Consider the following 17737-nt stretch of genomic DNA (forward strand, 5'->3'; position numbering starts at 1 on the left):
CAAAGTTAATGTAATAATAATATCCAAAATTATAAACTGTTTATAACCCCTTTAAAATTTTATTTAATGATTTGAAATTCAATCCCTAAAAGTTTTCCACATTTCATAACATTTCGTAAATTCTCACATTATTATTTTATATCAAACCGTTAATGTCAACTATTTATTAAAAAATCACAAAACAGTTTGATTTATCAATTCAAAAATTTAAATTTGTTATGCTTGCATAATAAATGTTAGAAACCCGAATATGAGCCAAGACAATACCATCGATTATTTTTTAAAAACCGCATGGCAAACTGTTGCCAATAAATATAATGTGATAGCTTCCCAGCATGGTTTTACACAAGCTGCCGGTTACATATTAATTAACATTCATCGGGATGGTACTCCTGTTTCGCAAATCGCTAACTCTACCGGTGTGAAAACGACTTCTTTATCTAGAGTCCTCAATAACTTAGAATCACTAGGATTTATCTATCGTGAAACTAGTGATACCGACAAACGTTCCGTTAAAGTGTATTTAACCGAATTAGGCCAAGAGAAAAGAAAGATAGCTAAAGATGTCGTTCGCGAATTCAATGATCATTTGAGCACATCTTTCTCTGAAAAGGAAAAGGCAACTTTAATAAAGTTCCTGAAAAAAATAAACGAGGTAGCTACTAACTACTCTCCTCAAGTACAAATTGAACCTTAATAAATTAGAAAATATACGTGATATGAATAGAAATATTAAAAAAGTAGCTGTATTAGGTTCCGGAGTAATGGGATCCCGAATTGCTTGCCACTTTGCTAATATAGGTTTAGAGGTTTTACTTTTGGACATTGTTCCGAAAGAACTATTGCCTGCTGAAGAAGCGAAGGGATTAACTTTGGACAGCCCATTGGTGCGTAATAGAATCGTTAACCAATCTTTGGAAACTGCCATTAAATCAAACCCTGCACCTTTATATAGCAAATCCTTTGCAACGCGTATTTCTACCGGTAACTTCGATGATGATATGAACAAAATTGCCCATGCTGATTGGGTCATTGAAGTTGTTGTAGAACGTTTGGATATCAAAAAATCTGTCTTTGATAAGGTTGAGCAATTCCGAAAACCAGGGACATTGATTACCACCAATACTTCCGGTATTCCTATTCACCTAATGGAAGAAGGCCGCTCTCAGGATTTTAAAGAAAACTTCTGTGGAACTCACTTCTTTAACCCTCCCCGTTATCTTCCTTTATTGGAAATTATTCCAACCAAGGATACCAAGAAAGAAGTTGTTGACTTCTTAATTGAATACGGAGATAAAATGTTGGGTAAAACAGTGGTGTTATGTAAGGATACCCCAGCATTTATCGGAAATAGAATCGGTGTTTATTCGATGTTGGCTATTACTCACCTTGTTGAGAAATTAGGACTATCTGTTGAAGAGGTAGATAAATTTACCGGCCCTGCAATGGGACACCCAAAATCCGCAACCTTTAGAACAGCAGATGTTGTCGGTTTGGATACTTTAGTAAATGTAGCTAAGGGATTGGAACAAAATGCACCAGATGATGAAGCTAAAGGAGTTTTTATTCTCCCTGAATTCATCAGCAAAATGGTGGAAAATAAATGGTTGGGAGAAAAAACGAAAAAAGGATTCTATGAAAAGGTCAAAGATGATAAAGGAAATTCTGAAATCCTTTCATTGAACTTAAAAGATATGACCTTTGGTCCTCAGCAAAAAGTGAAATCTTCAACCCTTGAGGCTACTAAACCTGTGGAGGATATCCGCAAAAGAATGAAAGTCTACGAGCAAGGTACTGATAAGGCAGCAGAATTATTCCGAGCTATGCATTATCCTTTGTTCGAATATGTTTCTAACCGTGTGCCAGAAATTACGGATAATTTCTTCCGTATAGATGATGCTATGCGTGCAGGTTTCGGTTGGGAAATTGGCCCTTTTGAAGTTTGGGACGCCCTAGGTGTTAGAGATACTATTGAAAAAATAAAAAAAGAAGAAAAACGCCTCCCAGGGCAGACTGGCGAAGTCGCCAAATGGGTACATGAAATGTTGGATGCTGGTTTTGAAAGCTTCTATAAAGTAGAAAATGGCGTGCGCCATTATTATGATATTGCTTCGAAATCTTATCTCCCAATTCCTGGAACCGAGGATTTAATCGTCTTAGACCATATTCGTGAATCTAAAACGATATGGAAAAATTCCGGAGTATCCATCATTGACTTAGGTGACGGAATTATCAATTGTGAATTCCATACTAAAATGAACACTATTGGTGGTGATGTCATTCAAGGATTGAACAAAGCAATTGATCTAGCAGAAAAAGATTATCGTGGATTGGTGATATCTAATGATGGTAAAAACTTCTCTGCTGGTGCAAATATTGGTATGATCTTCATGATGGCTGTTGAGCAGGATTATGATGAACTTAATATGGCGGTGAAGATGTTTCAAGATACATCAATGCGCTTAAGATATTCGGCTATTCCTGTCGTTGCCGCTCCTTTCCAATTAGCATTAGGTGGAGGTTGTGAATTCTCGATGCATGCTGATTTTGTTCAGCTACATGCGGAAACCTATATGGGACTTGTTGAGTTTGGTGTTGGTGTCATCCCTGGTGGTGGAGGTTCTAAAGAATTTGCTCTTAGAGCATCGGACGATTTCCGAGCAGATCAAATTGATCAGAACTTCCTGAAAGATCGTTTCTTAACTATTGGCCAAGCCAAAGTATCTACATCAGCTGTGGAGGCCTTTGAACTAGGATACCTTCAGGAAGGAAAATATGAAATCACCATGAACCGCGCGAGGTTATTGGCTGATGCTAAAGCCAAAGCATTAGAATTAGCAAATGCTGGCTATGTCCAACCAGCTCATCGCAAGAATATTAAGGTTTTAGGAAATCAAGGACTAGGAATCGTGTACGTAGGCGCTTCCTCTATGGAAGCCGGACATTACATCTCCGAGCACGACAAGTTAATTTCCGAAAAACTAGGATGGGTAATGTGCGGCGGTGACCTTTCCCAACCAACAGAAGTCGATGAACAATACCTTTTAGACATGGAAAGAAAAGCATTCCTAGAACTTTGCGCAACCCGCAAAACCCTTGAACGCATTCAGCACATGCTAACAACAGGAAAACCGTTCAGAAATTAGTATTAAGTATTGAGTATTTAGTATTAAGATGAGATTGCTATCTATAAAGTTTAATGTTTTGATTAAATGATTTTTAATGTAATGTTAAAATAGAAAGATAAATTTCACTAAATAAATACAAATACTTAATACAGATAAAAATGCATAACTATAAGGAGTTGAAAGTCTGGCAAAAGTCTATTGATTTAGTTTCAGACATCTATAAATTGACTGATTTATTTCCTGAAAGGGAGCGATTTAATTTAGTAAGTCAAATTCAGAGAGCAGCAATTTCAATTCCGTCTAATATTGCAGAAGGTGCCGGAAGAAATTCCAATAAAATGTTTGTTCAATTTTTAGGAATATCACACGGATCAACCTATGAATTGGAGACACAATTAATTATATCAAAAAATTTAGGTTATTTATTAGAAAGTGATTTAGAAACTATTTTATTTAAGATTTATGAAGTTCAAAAAATGAGCTTTGTTCTTCAGAAAAAACTAAGAGGTTGCTAAATCTAACTACTAAATACTAACTACTAAATACTTTAACATGGAAGCATACATTGTAGCAGGATTTCGTACAGCGGTGGGAAAGGCTCCTAGAGGAGGTTTTCGATTTACACGTGCGGATGATTTGGCAGCAGATGTTATTAAGCATTTAATGGCGTCTGTTCCAAATGTAAACAAAGAAGATATTGACGACGTGATTGTGGGTAATGCAATGCCTGAAGCTGAGCAGGGCCTCAATGTTGGTCGTTTTATTTCCCTAATGGGATTAGATACTGATAAAGTACCGGGAATTACAGTAAACCGTTATTGTGCTTCTGGATTAGAAACAATCGCCACTGCTGTTGCTAAAATTAAATCAGGAATGGCCGATATGATTGTTGCGGGTGGCGTTGAAATCATGTCAGGAATGCCTTTTGGTGGTTGGAAGATCGTCCCTAATCCTGTCGTGTCTAAAGAACATCCTGATTGGTACTGGGGAATGGGTTTAACAGCGGAAGCTGTTGCTAAAGACTTTAATGTCTCTAGAGAAGATCAGGATAAATTTGCGCTAAAATCTAATCAAAAAGCGGTTGCAGCTATAAAAGAAGGAAAGTTCAAAGAGGAAATTGTACCTATTACCATTAAAGAAAATTATGTCAAAAATGGTAAGATGGCAACTAAAGAATATGTAGTCGATACGGACGAAGGTCCTCGTGCAGATACATCTTTGGAGGCTCTTTCTAAATTAAGGCCAGTGTTCGATGCGAAAGGGTCTGTAACTGCGGGTAACTCTTCCCAAACATCGGATGGCGCAGCTTTTGTTCTCGTTGTTTCTGAAAGAAAACTAAAGGAATTAAACTTAAAACCTATTGCTAAACTACTTAGTTATGCCGTTGCTGGGGTACCTCCAAGAATTATGGGGATAGGACCGGTCGTTGCAATTCCTAAAGCTTTAGAACAAGCAGGCATGAAGAAAGAGGATATCGACTTATTTGAATTGAATGAAGCTTTTGCCTCTCAATCTTTGGCCGTAATCCGCGAATTAGGCCTTGATGAAGAAAAAGTAAATGTAAATGGCGGAGCTATTGCGCTAGGACACCCTCTTGGATGTACAGGTGCTAAACTTACCGTACAGGTATTGCATGAACTTAAACGAAGAGGAAAGAAATACGGAATGGTAACCATGTGTGTTGGTACTGGTCAAGGGGCTGCGGGAATTTTTGAATTACTATAATATTGAACTAACAAAAATATAAACAGATGAGGTGCATGTTCACTTTATTCTAAACAACAAGAATATCATGAGCGAAGAAGTAAAAAATAAGGCAATTAAAGGTGGGGAGTTTGTCATTCGTGAAACCCCATATACAGATATTTTTATTCCTGAGGAATTCGATGAAGAGGCGAAAATGATTCGCCAAACCTGTATTGATTTCCTAGATACTGAAGTTCTAAATAAACTTGATCGTATCGATGCCCAGGAAGAAGGTCTGATGCAAAGTTTAATGGATAAATCTGGCGAATTGGGCATGTTGGGAGTCTCAATTCCTGAAGAATATGGTGGATTTGGAAAGAATTTTAACACCTCTATGCTTGTTGCTGACGCGGTAGGTGGAGGATTCTCCTTTGCCGTAGCGCTTTCTGCCCATACCGGTATTGGAACTTTACCGATCCTTTACTATGGAAACGAGGAACAAAAAGCAAAATATGTCCCAAAGCTTGGTACTGGCGAGTGGAAAGCAGCTTATTGTTTAACTGAGCCAAATTCAGGGTCTGACGCAAATTCAGGTAGAACTTCTGCAAAGTTAAATGCCGAAGGAACACACTACCTTATCAATGGTCAGAAAATGTGGATTACAAACGGCGGATTTGCTGATGTATTTATTGTATTTGCAAAAATCGATGACGATAAAAATCTTACAGCATTTATCGTTGAAAAAGATTTCGGTGGTATTACCATGAACCCTGAAGAGCATAAATTAGGAATTAAGGGCTCATCTACCCGTCAAATATTCTTCAATGACTGTCCTGTTCCTGTAGAGAACATGCTCTCTGAAAGAGAAAATGGATTTAAAATTGCAGTAAATATCTTAAATATTGGCCGAATTAAATTAGGGGCGGCAACCATTGGTTCTGCTCGGTCTGTCATTAATACAGCTATAAAATACGCCAATGAACGCGTTCAATTTAATTTGCCGATCTCTAAATTCGGTGCAATTCGTTATAAACTTGCTGAAATGGCAACCCGTTTATTTGCTAACGAATCTGCAGCATACCGTGCCGGTCAAAATATCGATGACGCATATGAAGCGCTAATTGCTGCTGGAATGGATCAAGCAAAAGCAAAATTGAAATCAGTTGAACAATTTGCTATCGAGTGTGCTATTATCAAAGTGTGGTGCTCGGAAATGCTAGATTATGTGGTAGATGAAGGTGTTCAGATCTATGGTGGAATGGGTTATTCTGCCGAAGCTCCAATGGAAAGAGCATATCGCGATGCTCGTATTAATAGAATCTTTGAAGGTACGAATGAAGTTAACCGCTTACTGGTTGTTGACATGTTACTGAAAAGGGCGATGAAAGGTGAAATTGATTTAATGGGGCCAGCACAAGCTGTAGCCAGCGAATTAATGTCAATTCCAGATTTCGGAACTGAGGACGATACGCCTTTTGCTGCTGAAAAGAAAATTGTTGCAAATTTGAAGAAAGCTGGTTTAATGATCGCAGGAAGTGCTGTGCAGAAACTAATGATGTCCTTGTCAAAAGAACAAGAAATCTTGATGAATATCGCGGATATTATTGGTTATGTATATGTTGCTGAATCTGTACTGTTAAGAGCAGAAAAATTGCAGGTCACACAGCCAGGGGAACAAGCTGATTATGCAGCCGATATGGCTAAAATATACCTTTACACTGCCGTGGATAAAGTAAATGCAGCAGGTAAAGAAGCATTAAATTCTTTCGCTGAAGGTGATGAGTTCAATATGATGATGGTCGGTCTACGTCGCTTTACAAAAGCCCAACCTTTCAATGTCAAAGAAGCTCGTCAAAGAATCGCGAAGAAATTGATCGAAGAAAATAAATACTGTTTCTAAGTATTAAGGTTGATTATGAAAGAAAGCCCCGTTTACGGGGCTTTTTAATTTTCACTCCCTCGTATCTAGATCAAAACTGATAATAAAGGAATTATTAATATTATTTACTTCATTTTCAGCGTGCTTTCCAGGCTTACCAATCGTGGCAGCTGAAACTAATGAAATAGGATTGCCAGAAGTATCAAAAACAATAAATGGTCTCTCAAGATGTTCAAGCATTATTTTTTCTTTTCCTTTCAATCGAATTTCCCGTAATGAAATTAATGGTTGTTCAGCAGGTTCCCAATGCATTGCATCCTTAGATTTTATCAATGCCAAGGCCCCAAATTGTGGAACCAAAACCTTGCTATGGGAAAAGTACTTGACTGCAGCATAAAATGTAGCTCTTGATGAATCATACCATAGGAATGGATCCTCACAGGCAAGATCAGCCTCTGTGAATACATCGCTGATGATTTGAAAACCTTTATCAGGATGGTCGCTTTTTGCTAACCACATCGTCATATTGCCAACATTTGGTTTCCGTGATTTAAAAATCATATAATATTTTTTATCCGGACCCTGCGTTACCGATGGATTATTGGCAACCTCATATGTTAGTTTATTATCTGGTTGCATCAATGGCTCTGTGGGCTCAAAATTTCCCTGGATTAGTTCTGAAAGGCTTTTCGCTTTGAGAACACCAATTTTCTGAGTACAATTGTATTTTAACCATTCCCCCCAATCATTGCTGATTTCCTGGTCTATCTTGAAATTAGGATCATAGGAATTGCTGATGTAGTACAGATAGTAATATTCCCCAAACTTTTTAATCTGTGGATTATGCATCGTGAACTGATCCCATCTTTTCTCATCCCCGTCTCCTTTAATAACTGTACTAACATATTTATAGGGACCGTTTAAATGATCTGAAACTGCATAGGCTATTTCAGAATATTTTAACCAACCCTGAAAACCATCAAAAATATGCTCCATACTGTCTATCGAAACATTCCTTTTTCCATGTTTCCATCTTGAATAGAACATATGATATTTCCCATCTTCTCCTTGGATAACTGATGGACACCAATTATAATAGTGCTCATCCATAAAAATATTTTCAGGATCAACTTCAGCAGGCATGATTTCAGAAATATTAAGGTCGGTTCCTTCTTGGCTATAACCCACATGAAAGCAAAACAATTGGAGGAATAGGATAATCTTTGATATTTTATTCATTCTCAGTGGATATAATTTTAATTACTAATACTAATAAACAATTATTTTTCAATGTTTGTCAAGCTTAGATTGATGAATTATAAGTGGATATTGATGTATATTAGGCTAATATTACTTTGAATTTCACATTTAATGTCTCTTTATCTTAACTTTAAGTTTCTTAATTAAGATTTGAAAAAATACGATGCCATTATTATCGGTTCAGGTCCAAATGGACTAGCTGCTGCAATCACAATTCAAAGGCAGGGGCTCAGCACTTTATTGATCGAAGGAGCTGATACAATTGGTGGAGGAATGCGAACAAAAGAATTGACTCTGCCAGGCTTTAAACATGATGTTTGCTCAGCTATCCATCCTATGGCGTTAGGCTCTCCGTTTATGAGAAAACTGCCTCTCTCTGATTTTGGTCTTTCTTTCAAATCTGCAGAATACCAAGTATCACAGCCTCTTGATTCCGGAAATTCAGTCTTACTACATCAGGATCTTAATCAAATGAAATCCGAGCTAGGGATAGATTATCAAACCTATATCACTCTTTTAGAACCCCTCATAAAGAATTGGGAGGCGCTCTCAAATGACCTTTTAAGCCCTCTAAAAGTCCCTCAAAATCCCATTTTAATGGCCAAATTTGGACTCAATGGATTAAGAAGTGCTCATCATATTGCCAGTAGATTTAAAACCCAAGAAGCTAAAGCTTTATGGGCAGGGCTTGTTGCCCACGGCATTTTGCCTTTCTCTAAATTAACTACTGCTGCAATTGGAATGATTTTATCCGCTCTTGGACACAAAGTCGGATGGAAAATCCCTGTTGGTGGATCCCAATCTATTGCAAATGCTATGTTACTTTACTATAAGTCGTTGGGAGGGGAGCACCAACTGAATTTTTGGCTAGAAAATGTAGAGGATCTTCCAGAACACAAAACCTTATTGCTCGATCTTACACCATTGCAAATATTAAAATTGAATGGCTTGAACATCAATGATAGCTATAAAAAACAATTGGAAAATTTTAGGTATGGGCTTGGAGTGTTTAAAATAGACTGGGCATTATCTGATCCTACACCATTCAAAGATGGAAAAAGTCAGTTCGCATCAACGGTTCACTTAGGTAATACTTACGAGGAAATAGCGAGAAGTGAACTGGAAACCTATAATGGAAAACTTGTTGAAAAACCATTTGTTCTTTTTGCACAACAAAGTATTGTTGACCCAAGCCGAGCTCCGAAGGGAAACCATACTGGTTGGGCATATTGTCATGTTCCACATGGATCTTCAATGGATAGGACCGAAGCTATTGAAAACCAAATTGAAAGATTTGCACCTGGTTTCAAGGATACAATTCTTGCTAAATCCACGATGAACACAATGCAACTTCAAAATTATAATCCTAATTATGTTGGTGGAGACATTAATGGTGGGCAAATGGATATTTTACAGCTATTTACAAGACCAACAAAGTCTTTAACCCCTTATCGAACATCTAATCCCAAAGTATATATCGCATCATCATCCACTCCACCTGGAGGTGGGGTGCATGGAATGTGCGGATTTCATGCCGCTAGGATTGCTTTAAAAGATCATTTTAACATCAAAATTGAAAATTAAGTATGGCAAAGATTGTATTAGCTGGAGGAACGGGAAATTTAGGTCGTCTTTTGATAAATCTCTTTCAGGAACAAGGCCACAAGATTATTGTTCTTTCTAGACAAAAAAATCATAGTGGTGATTCAACCGTTCAATATGTAAATTGGGATGCTGAAAATCTTGGCCCTTGGCAAAAGGAACTAGATAATGCAGATGTCCTCATCAATCTCTGCGGACTATCAATCAATAGAAGATTTACAAAAAAAAATAAGGAATTGCTGTGGAAATCAAGAATAATCCCAACTACATTATTGGGAGAAGCTATTTCGACCTTGGAAAATCCTGTAAAATTATGGATCAACTTCTCAGGCGTATCAATTTTTAATGCTGCAAAAAGCCTTCAGGATGAAAACGGAAAAGATTTTGCAAATGATTTCTTAGGTACGTTAGCGAAGGATTGGGAAAATGCTTTTAAAGAAGCTAAAACTAAAGATACTGAAAAAGTAATCCTAAGAATGAGCCCGATATTGAGTCAAAAGTCCGGAATGTTTGCTGAATTATACCCTTTGGCTAAAATGGGATTGGGTGGTAAAGTTGGTGACGGTAAGCAGATGGTTTCTTGGATTCATGAAAGTGATTTTATTAGGTTGATTGATTGGATTGTAAAATCTAGTCATAGAGAATTGATTTATCATGCATGTAGCCCCAATCCTGTAAGTAATGCCGAATTCATGCACGCATTAAGAAAGGAATGTAAAGTTTCTTTTGGACTTCCATTACCTTCAGTTATGGCAAAAATTGGCGCATTTATCAAAGGCGTTGACCCTGTACTGTTGTTAGAATCAGTTCCCGTAACAACAATTTTAACCATAAAAAATGGCTTTAAATTTAATTTTCCATATATTCAGCCCGCATTTAATACTTTTATTAAATCATCAACTTAAACTTTTATGTCAAGTAAATCATTTGAACTTTCCGAAGATTGGGTAGTAGTTATTTTGGGGATCGGAATTATAGCTATTGCTTTATTAGGATTTATCGTTCCTGTTCCGGCATTTAGCTGGGCAAATTCAGAAGAATTATCTTCTAAAGTCCTTTCAGGGAAAAACCTAACAGCAATGGGCCTGCAGTTCGTGCTGGTTTATGTAACTGCAATTGTTGGAGCATTGTTGTTAAAGAAAAATTTGAAAGCCCTACTGATTGTTTTTCCTATCGTTTACATATTAACGCTCTTTGCCTTGATTTTAGCAGGTAATGCAGGAGTAAAATCATTCAACTTGGAAGCCGTAATTTTCAGTTTGGCAATTGGCTTGATCATCAGTAATTTCTTCAAAATTCCTTCTTGGTTTAAAGAAGCTTTAAGTACTGAATTATATGTAAAAATCGGATTGGTCTTATTAGGTACGACGGTAATTTTTGGAGATATCTTAAAAGCTGGTTCTTTAGGATTGGTACAAGCCTTGGTGGTCGTTGTTTCAGTCTGGTATTTTGCCTTTTGGATTTGTAAGAAATTGAAAATTGATAAGGAAATGTCTTTAATGCTTTCCAGTGCAGTTTCAATTTGTGGTGTCTCTGCCGCAATCGCAACCTCTGGTGCTATTCAAGGAGACAACAAGAAATTATCCTATGTGATTTCATTAGTGCTTATTACTGCCGTACCAATGATGATTTTCATGCCTTACCTGGCAGATATGATGAACCTTTCGCAAGAAGTTACAGGTGCTTGGCTCGGTGGATCTATTGATACAACTGGGGCAGTAGCAGCATCCGGAACTTTGGTAGGAGAGGAAGCATTAAAAATCAGTACCATTGTGAAATTCTCTCAAAACGTCCTATTGGGTATTGCTGCCTTCTTTATCAGTATCTATTGGACTTATTCTAAATCTGTAGATGATGAAACCAAAAAAGATAAACCAACCTTAAAATTAATATGGGAGAGGTTCCCAAAATTCGTTGTAGGATTTGTCTTTGTATCATTAATGTTCTCGTTCGTTATTTCGCCTGAAACAAATGCTGGAATAAAAGATAGTTTAAAGAGTTTGCAAGGATTATGGTTTGCATTGGCATTTACTTCCATAGGGTTGGAAACAAATTTCAAGGATTTATTTAAACAGGACAATAAAAAACCTTTGTATGCCTTTTTAATCGCTCAGACCTTCAATATATTGGTAACATTGGTATTGGCTATTGCTTTATTTGGCTAAAAAATTCCAAAAATAAAATTATTTTAAAACCGTCTCAAATCAATATTTGGGACGGTTTTTTATTTAAATTCTATGGATTAAATATGTCACTCCTACGGAGTTGATTTGAATTGCACCCTATTCCAGACCCTTTGGGTCTGGCTATAGATATACCATCCCGATGGGATTTTTATCCAGAGCTAACTCGTTTTCAAATCTGATTAGGATAACATTTTGAACAAATCCCATAGAGTTGGAATATACAATGAACTTCAATTCCCCCATCCAACAGCATAGGCGTAACATATTTCCAAATCCAATCAGCATGATAAAGCCGATACGAATATTTCAAATAATTTATGCAAATTGAGATTGGAAATCATCATATAAGTGTAGAGAAAATCGCATGGACGAAAAACAGCTATTGCAACATTTTAGGCAGACCGGCAATTTAGATAGCCTGGGGAAACTGTATGCTCCATATATGTCATTATTATATGGTGTATGCTATAAATATCTTCAGGATACCGAGCAAAGCCAAGATGCGGTCATGCAAATTTTTGATGAGCTAATTGAAAAATTACGCGTGTATGAGGTAGATAATTTTAAAAGTTGGGTATATGTATATGCGCGTAATTTTTGCCTTATGCAACTCAGAAAAAACAAACAAGTTATTAAAGTAGATATCGAAGATAACCTGTTTGAATCTGAGAAAATGCTCGAAAACGAAGATGAAAAAAAATGGAACGAACAGGATTTCGAAAAGTTAGAAACTTGTATCGCTGGACTTAATATAGAACAGGAACGCTGCATCCGATTATTTTACTTGGAGCAGCATTGTTATAAAGATATCGCGGACCAAACTGGCTTCGATATAGCAAAAGTAAAAAGCTATATACAGAATGGTAGACGTAATCTTAAAATTTGTATGGAGAAAAAGTAATGGAAAATAATTATCAATTAACAAGAATTCATAATTATATCATGGGTCTCATGAGTAAAGAAGAGATGTATGAGATAGAACGTGAAGCATTAAATGATCCCTTCTTGCAAGATGCTATTGATGGTTACAGACTTCAACGTGGAGTGGATTCGCATCAACTCAGTATTTTGCAACAAAGGCTAGCCAAGAAAATTGCTTCAAAAGCCGACGATAAAAAAAGAAGATTCTATAGTTGGCATCGCCTTACCATCGGTATGGCCGCAGCAGTCTTGTTTTTGGTCGCATCATCTCTTATCCTATTTAAATATATGGTTAATCATACCCATGAAAAGAATACAGAAGTTATTCTAATGGATGAAAATATGAAGGTCCAATCCACAATTATGGATAATGTTAATGCTGTTCCAAAAGAAGGATGGGAAAAATTCAATGAAGAATTGAATTCTGAATTAAGAGATGTGAAAGCTAGCGGTAGATTAACCATCACTTTTGAGGTAATCGATGGTATTGCTGAAAATTTGCAAATCAGTCCTGCCAAGGATCAGGAATTAGTAGAAGTATTAAGTAATTTTATGGACCAGAAAGTAAGATGGAAAGGGGAGAAGGGTGGAATTATTCTGGATATCCAAAAATAGAATGTAAAAGTAAAGCGGTCAGGAATTTCCCTGACCGCTTTTATTTTATTCTTCCCAACGAATCTTTTCTTCAATTGGATTTCTAACAGGTTCTCTTGGTTCTGACTCATGATGACCCATATAAAAAAATCCTATACAGCGCTGGTTCTCTTCCAAGTTTAAAAACTGTCCAATATGATTGATTAATCCTGGTGTCGCCCAATAACCACCGATTCCAATGGAAGCCGCAGCTAACCACATATTTTCAACAGCACAAGCTGTAGCAGCCAGCTCTTCCCACTCCGGAAGTTCTCCACTGTAATTCACAATAATAGCTACCGCAGCTTTTGATTGTGTAGCTTTCTTTGCCATATTTTGTTCCGTCGCCTCCGTATACTTTTCAGCAGGAGTTACTGACTTATATATTCTAGCTAGTTCATCACCTAATCGTACTAATCCTTCATTACGGAAAACTACAAATCTCCAAGGCTGAGTCCTTTTGTGGGTAGGGGCTGCATTTGCCGCTTCTAAAATCGTTAGAAGTTCATCTCTGCTAACCTCTTGATCTGTATAGTTTGCTTGAAAAACTGCTCTTCTAAATTGTATATTTTTTAATACTTCGTTCTGATTCATATTTTATTTTTTTTGATTGATTGTAAGTTAAGGTAACTAAGAAAGTTCTTCCCATAATGCAGATATATGCAAAATTGTTAAAACTGCCTTTTGCATATCTTGAATGGAAACCCATTCTTGCTTACCGTGGAATGCATGACCCCCAGCAAATATATTTGGACATGGTAATCCCATAAACGATAACCTGGAACCATCTGTTCCCCCTCGAATACTTCTTTTTTCTACTTTCATCCCCGCACGCTCAATACCCATCATTGCTATTTCTACTACCTTAGAATGATGATCCAATATCTCCTTCATATTGCGATATTGCTCCGTAACCTCAAATGTATAGGATGCTCCAGGGTATTTCGAAAGGACTGTTCTGACAATATTTTCAAGCTCCGCCTCATGTTCTGCCAGTTTTTTCGTGTCATGATCTCTGATTATGAAACTTATGCTCGCTTCTTCAACTGAACCTTCAATATTTGTGGGGTGAACAAAACCTTCCTTTGCATACGTTGTCTCAGGAGATAATCTTTCCTTAGGCAAATGATCGATAATTGCTGATGCTACTTTAATAGCATTGACCATTTTACCCTTGGCATAACCCGGATGAATAGAAATACCATCTATTTTAACCTTTACACCATCCGCAGAAAATGTTTCATCTTCAATCGTTCCTGCTCTCTCTCCATCCATCGTATATGCATATTCCGCACTTAGTTTCTTAAGGTCAACATGGTCGACACCACGGCCTATTTCTTCGTCAGGAGTGAACAAAATTTTTATTTCACCATGTTTTATTTCTGGATTCAGCATAAGAATCCGAGCTGCATCCATAATCTCTGCAACTCCTGCCTTATCATCTGCTCCTAACAAGGTCTTCCCACTTGCTGTGATAATATCATTACCAAATTGCTCCTTTAAATCTGGATGATCCGTAAGACGAATAATAATTTTTTCATCATCAGGCAAAACAAGGTCCTGGCCTTGATAATTTTGATGAATTAAAGGCTTTACATCTGTTCCTGAAGAATCCGGTGAGGTGTCAACATGTGAACAAAAACAAATGACAGGAACATCCTTTTCTGTATTGGATGGAATTGTGGCATAGACATATCCTAAATCATCTAAATGCGCATCTTTTATTCCAATTGCCTGTAATTCCGCTACTAGAACCTTGCTTAAATCTTTCTGCTTTTCAGTCGAAGGGACTGTACTTGACTCTACATCAGATTGTGTGTCAATCTGAACATATTTTATAAAATTCTCAGCTACCTGAAAATTTTGAATATCATTAATCTCCATAGAAACAAAACTACAAATTAATTAACCTCAATACATCGTTTGAATGCCTTTTATTCATCTACCTTATTGTTTATCTGCCCAACCAAAGACTTTTTCAAGAATACCTGAGCTTCTCGCCCCGCCAATATTCTTTCGGATCTTAAGTTCTTGATCTGCAACTTTTACAAACAAACCATCTATCGCTTTCTGCGTTACATAAGCCGTTAGATTGGTTTCAATCTTGTTGCTTAGTGGTAATTTATTATAGGCTGATGTCAGTTGGTTCCAATAGGTGGTTACATTATTTTGTCCCATCGCAGTCTGTATGATTGGGCTGAATTTGATGGTCAACTCGGAGGAGGTGGTTTTTTTAAAGTAGTTAGTTGCTGCATCCTGTTGCCCGCTTAATAAAATGCTAAAAGCATCGTTGACGGTCATTTTTGATAAAGAATTCACAAACACTCCGGAGGCCTCTTTAACCGCCGATTCTGCCGCATGATTCATGCTCGCAATAAATTGATCGCATAATTTATTCATCCCCACAGCACGTAATGCCGACTCAACTTTTCTAGCCTCTTCAGGCATTAGAATCTTAACAGCTGCATCTCCTAAAAAACCATTCTTAATCGATAAGGTCTTGATACTTTCTTGAAGACCATTATTCAGCGCTTGTTTTACCCCTGTTGTTGCCTCGGTTTGTGTAATTGTGCCAGGATTGGAATTGCTCGGAGTACTGCTTGTTGATCCGGTTCCCTGTGGAGGTAAGGTTATGCCTCCTTGATTTAAAGCATCGCAACTTGTTAATAATAATGCTGCGCTAATTAGCCCAAATATTTGAATGTTTTTCAGTTGTTTCATTGCTCAAAATTAAGGTTTTTAATAGATATAAAATTAAATGTTTGAACATCGCATAGCCTAAAAATAACAATGCCTCAAAATTGTTTTTTTTTGAGGCATCATATTTTTTAAGATTGAGTTATTTCCAGTTTAACTCTGTATATACCGGGAAATGATCAGATGGAAACTTTCCTTTATAAGTGTCAGTCAAAATTCCATATTTATGAACCTTAAAGGGTTTTGTAATAAAAATATGATCTATTCGTCCTTTATCACGAATTGATTTTCCCCAACTATTAAAACTTGAGTTAGGTTCATATACAATTTTCGCTAAATCATACACATCTTGTACGACACCACTTTTTGCCAAGGTAAAATAAGCTTCATTTTTCTCATCAATATTAAAATCTCCTGTCAGAATCAATGGAAGATCTTTTGCAAATTCTTTTGCTTTGGCTAAAATTAATTTTGCACTCTCTCTTCTTGCTTCAATTCCAACATGGTCAAAGTGTGTGTTCATAAAAATGAACTTCTTACCGTTGGATTTATCCTTAAAAATTCCCCATGTGCAGATTCTTGGCAATGCCGCATCCCAACCTTTATTAGGTTTTTCCGTGTCAGTTGCAGATAACCAAAAGGTTCCACTTTTGCCAACCTCAAAACGATCTGTATTATAGAAAATTGCCGAATGTTCGCCTTTATCTGCTCCGTCATCTCTACCTACACCAATATATTTGAAGTTGGGTAAATTGCTAGACATGTCATTTAACTGGTCTTTAAAGGCTTCTTGAACTCCAAAAATTTCAAACTCATGAAATTTAATTAAATCCGTCAAGTAGCTTTTACGGTCATCCCACATATTTCCAGTATCCACATTGTTTTTCTGACGAATGTTAAAGGTTGCAACATTCATCTGTTGGGCATAAGTAAACCCCATGCTCAATAATAGGCTTAAGCTGATTAAGAATTTCTTCATTTTATTTGTTCAATATAGTTTTTAAAAGTTCAGGCTCATCAGTTGTAATAAAGTCGATTTTTTGGTCGATTAAGAATTTCATATCCTCTTCTTTATTCACAGTCCATGCATTTGTTTTTAATTTCAATGCTTTAAATTCCTTGATCAGGTTAGGGTTTTTCTGAAAAATAGTATAATGATAATCTACACCAGTTAATTTTGCCGCTTTTACCTCTGCAGGTGATTTATCGCCATTTAGATAGTGTATCTTTGTTTTCTTATTTAATTCCCTGAATTTCAAGCATGCATCCCAATCGAATGCTATGAATTCAACCATGGATTCTGCTTTTAACTTTTTAACAATGGCTAAGGAATGTTCAACACTTTTCATGGTCCTTTCCTTACCTAACTTACTCGTTTTTAGTTCGAAAATTAATTTGGTTCCTTTTTGTTGCAATCCTCTTTTTAAATATTCCTCTACAGTCGGAATGGACTCGCCATTATCGTGTTTCTTAGCTAATAATTCCTGATAGGTGAGGTCTTCAACCTCCAAACCATGAAAATCTCGGTCATGATTAACAACCAAAATATCATCTTTAGTTAAATAAACATCAAATTCACTCCCCCAACATCCCTCTTCAATCGCATGATCTAAAGAGGCAATTGAGTTCTGAGGAACTTTTGTGTTTTTCCAAGCACCACGGTGCGCAATTATGGATGTTTGAGCAAATAATCCAGCATGGAATACAATTGTCATAGCTAGTAATAATACCTGTCTTTTCATTGT

General features: G+C 36.8%; 16 protein-coding genes. 10 read left to right on the top strand and 6 right to left on the bottom strand.

Annotation, left to right across the window (positions count from 1 at the left end):
- Positions 1-250: 250 nt before the first annotated feature.
- The 5 genes from E0Y80_RS02710 (at position 251) to E0Y80_RS02730 (ending at position 6714) form a co-directional block, all read left to right on the top strand.
- Positions 251-697 (top strand): MarR family winged helix-turn-helix transcriptional regulator, encoded by a 447-nt coding sequence (locus E0Y80_RS02710; protein WP_156305864.1) that lies wholly within the window; start codon positions 251-253, stop codon positions 695-697.
- Between the two features lie 22 nt (positions 698-719).
- Positions 720-3146, top strand: coding sequence for a 3-hydroxyacyl-CoA dehydrogenase/enoyl-CoA hydratase family protein (locus E0Y80_RS02715; protein WP_156305865.1), 2427 nt, complete (start codon positions 720-722; stop codon positions 3144-3146).
- A 140-nt stretch (positions 3147-3286) separates the two neighbouring features.
- On the top strand, positions 3287-3643 hold the full coding sequence (locus E0Y80_RS02720) for a four helix bundle protein (RefSeq protein ID WP_156305866.1): 357 nt from the start codon (positions 3287-3289) through the stop codon (positions 3641-3643).
- Between the two features lie 37 nt (positions 3644-3680).
- On the top strand, positions 3681-4853 hold the full coding sequence (locus E0Y80_RS02725; RefSeq protein ID WP_156305867.1) for an acetyl-CoA C-acyltransferase: 1173 nt from the start codon (positions 3681-3683) through the stop codon (positions 4851-4853).
- Between the two features lie 67 nt (positions 4854-4920).
- Positions 4921-6714 carry an acyl-CoA dehydrogenase family protein gene (locus E0Y80_RS02730; RefSeq protein ID WP_156305868.1) on the top strand — a complete coding sequence of 598 codons (1794 nt, stop codon included), beginning with the start codon at positions 4921-4923 and terminating at the stop codon, positions 6712-6714.
- Between the two features lie 51 nt (positions 6715-6765).
- Here the strand turns inward: E0Y80_RS02730 and E0Y80_RS02735 are convergent, their stop codons facing one another.
- Positions 6766-7932 (bottom strand): glycoside hydrolase family protein, encoded by a 1167-nt coding sequence (locus tag E0Y80_RS02735; protein ID WP_156305869.1) that lies wholly within the window; start codon positions 7930-7932, stop codon positions 6766-6768.
- Positions 7933-8103: 171 nt separating this feature from the next.
- On the opposite strand from E0Y80_RS02735, the gene E0Y80_RS02740 reads away from it, so the two are divergent.
- The 5 genes from E0Y80_RS02740 to E0Y80_RS02760 all read left to right on the top strand — a co-directional run bounded on the left by E0Y80_RS02740 (position 8104) and on the right by E0Y80_RS02760 (position 13277).
- Positions 8104-9537, top strand: coding sequence for a phytoene desaturase family protein (locus tag E0Y80_RS02740; RefSeq protein WP_156305870.1), 1434 nt, complete (start codon positions 8104-8106; stop codon positions 9535-9537).
- Between the two features lie 2 nt (positions 9538-9539).
- The gene (locus E0Y80_RS02745; RefSeq protein WP_156305871.1) at positions 9540-10460 is read left to right on the top strand and encodes a TIGR01777 family oxidoreductase; all 921 of its coding nucleotides are present in this window, start codon (positions 9540-9542) and stop codon (positions 10458-10460) included.
- A 6-nt stretch (positions 10461-10466) separates the two neighbouring features.
- On the top strand, positions 10467-11720 hold the full coding sequence (locus tag E0Y80_RS02750; RefSeq protein ID WP_156305872.1) for a YeiH family protein: 1254 nt from the start codon (positions 10467-10469) through the stop codon (positions 11718-11720).
- A gap of 385 nt (positions 11721-12105) precedes the next feature.
- Positions 12106-12642 carry an RNA polymerase sigma factor gene (locus E0Y80_RS02755; RefSeq protein ID WP_156305873.1) on the top strand — a complete coding sequence of 179 codons (537 nt, stop codon included), beginning with the start codon at positions 12106-12108 and terminating at the stop codon, positions 12640-12642.
- A gap of 50 nt (positions 12643-12692) precedes the next feature.
- Complete coding sequence (locus E0Y80_RS02760) at positions 12693-13277, top strand: hypothetical protein (RefSeq protein ID WP_156305874.1); 585 nt, start codon at positions 12693-12695, stop codon at positions 13275-13277.
- A gap of 45 nt (positions 13278-13322) precedes the next feature.
- Here the strand turns inward: E0Y80_RS02760 and E0Y80_RS02765 are convergent, their stop codons facing one another.
- The 5 genes from E0Y80_RS02765 to E0Y80_RS02785 form a co-directional block, all read right to left on the bottom strand.
- The gene (locus tag E0Y80_RS02765) at positions 13323-13889 is read right to left on the bottom strand and encodes a nitroreductase family protein (protein ID WP_156305875.1); all 567 of its coding nucleotides are present in this window, start codon (positions 13887-13889) and stop codon (positions 13323-13325) included.
- Between the two features lie 36 nt (positions 13890-13925).
- The gene (pepT, locus tag E0Y80_RS02770; protein WP_156305876.1) at positions 13926-15179 is read right to left on the bottom strand and encodes a peptidase T; all 1254 of its coding nucleotides are present in this window, start codon (positions 15177-15179) and stop codon (positions 13926-13928) included.
- 63 nt (positions 15180-15242) lie between these two features.
- On the bottom strand, positions 15243-16016 hold the full coding sequence (locus E0Y80_RS02775; protein WP_156305877.1) for a DUF4197 domain-containing protein: 774 nt from the start codon (positions 16014-16016) through the stop codon (positions 15243-15245).
- 118 nt (positions 16017-16134) lie between these two features.
- Positions 16135-16971: an endonuclease/exonuclease/phosphatase family protein gene (locus E0Y80_RS02780; protein WP_156305878.1), complete on the bottom strand. Its 837-nt coding sequence runs from the start codon at positions 16969-16971 to the stop codon at positions 16135-16137.
- Position 16972: 1 nt separating this feature from the next.
- On the bottom strand, positions 16973-17734 hold the full coding sequence (locus E0Y80_RS02785) for a glycerophosphodiester phosphodiesterase (protein WP_156305879.1): 762 nt from the start codon (positions 17732-17734) through the stop codon (positions 16973-16975).
- Between the last annotated feature and the right edge of the window lie 3 nt (positions 17735-17737).

Source organism: Sphingobacterium endophyticum (genome assembly GCF_009733535.1).
Taxonomy (GTDB): Bacteria; Bacteroidota; Bacteroidia; order Sphingobacteriales; family Sphingobacteriaceae; genus Sphingobacterium; species Sphingobacterium endophyticum.

Coding starts and splice junctions, on each gene's coding strand:
- E0Y80_RS02710 (WP_156305864.1), top strand. CDS start 251: ATGAGCCAAGACAATACCATCGATTATTTTTTAAAAACCGCATGGCAA.
- E0Y80_RS02715 (WP_156305865.1), top strand. CDS start 720: ATGAATAGAAATATTAAAAAAGTAGCTGTATTAGGTTCCGGAGTAATG.
- E0Y80_RS02720 (WP_156305866.1), top strand. CDS start 3,287: ATGCATAACTATAAGGAGTTGAAAGTCTGGCAAAAGTCTATTGATTTA.
- E0Y80_RS02725 (WP_156305867.1), top strand. CDS start 3,681: ATGGAAGCATACATTGTAGCAGGATTTCGTACAGCGGTGGGAAAGGCT.
- E0Y80_RS02730 (WP_156305868.1), top strand. CDS start 4,921: ATGAGCGAAGAAGTAAAAAATAAGGCAATTAAAGGTGGGGAGTTTGTC.
- E0Y80_RS02735 (WP_156305869.1), bottom strand. CDS start 7,932: ATGAATAAAATATCAAAGATTATCCTATTCCTCCAATTGTTTTGCTTT.
- E0Y80_RS02745 (WP_156305871.1), top strand. CDS start 9,540: ATGGCAAAGATTGTATTAGCTGGAGGAACGGGAAATTTAGGTCGTCTT.
- E0Y80_RS02750 (WP_156305872.1), top strand. CDS start 10,467: ATGTCAAGTAAATCATTTGAACTTTCCGAAGATTGGGTAGTAGTTATT.
- E0Y80_RS02755 (WP_156305873.1), top strand. CDS start 12,106: ATGGACGAAAAACAGCTATTGCAACATTTTAGGCAGACCGGCAATTTA.
- E0Y80_RS02760 (WP_156305874.1), top strand. CDS start 12,693: ATGAGTAAAGAAGAGATGTATGAGATAGAACGTGAAGCATTAAATGAT.
- E0Y80_RS02765 (WP_156305875.1), bottom strand. CDS start 13,889: ATGAATCAGAACGAAGTATTAAAAAATATACAATTTAGAAGAGCAGTT.
- pepT (WP_156305876.1), bottom strand. CDS start 15,179: ATGGAGATTAATGATATTCAAAATTTTCAGGTAGCTGAGAATTTTATA.
- E0Y80_RS02775 (WP_156305877.1), bottom strand. CDS start 16,016: ATGAAACAACTGAAAAACATTCAAATATTTGGGCTAATTAGCGCAGCA.
- E0Y80_RS02780 (WP_156305878.1), bottom strand. CDS start 16,971: ATGAAGAAATTCTTAATCAGCTTAAGCCTATTATTGAGCATGGGGTTT.
- E0Y80_RS02785 (WP_156305879.1), bottom strand. CDS start 17,734: ATGAAAAGACAGGTATTATTACTAGCTATGACAATTGTATTCCATGCT.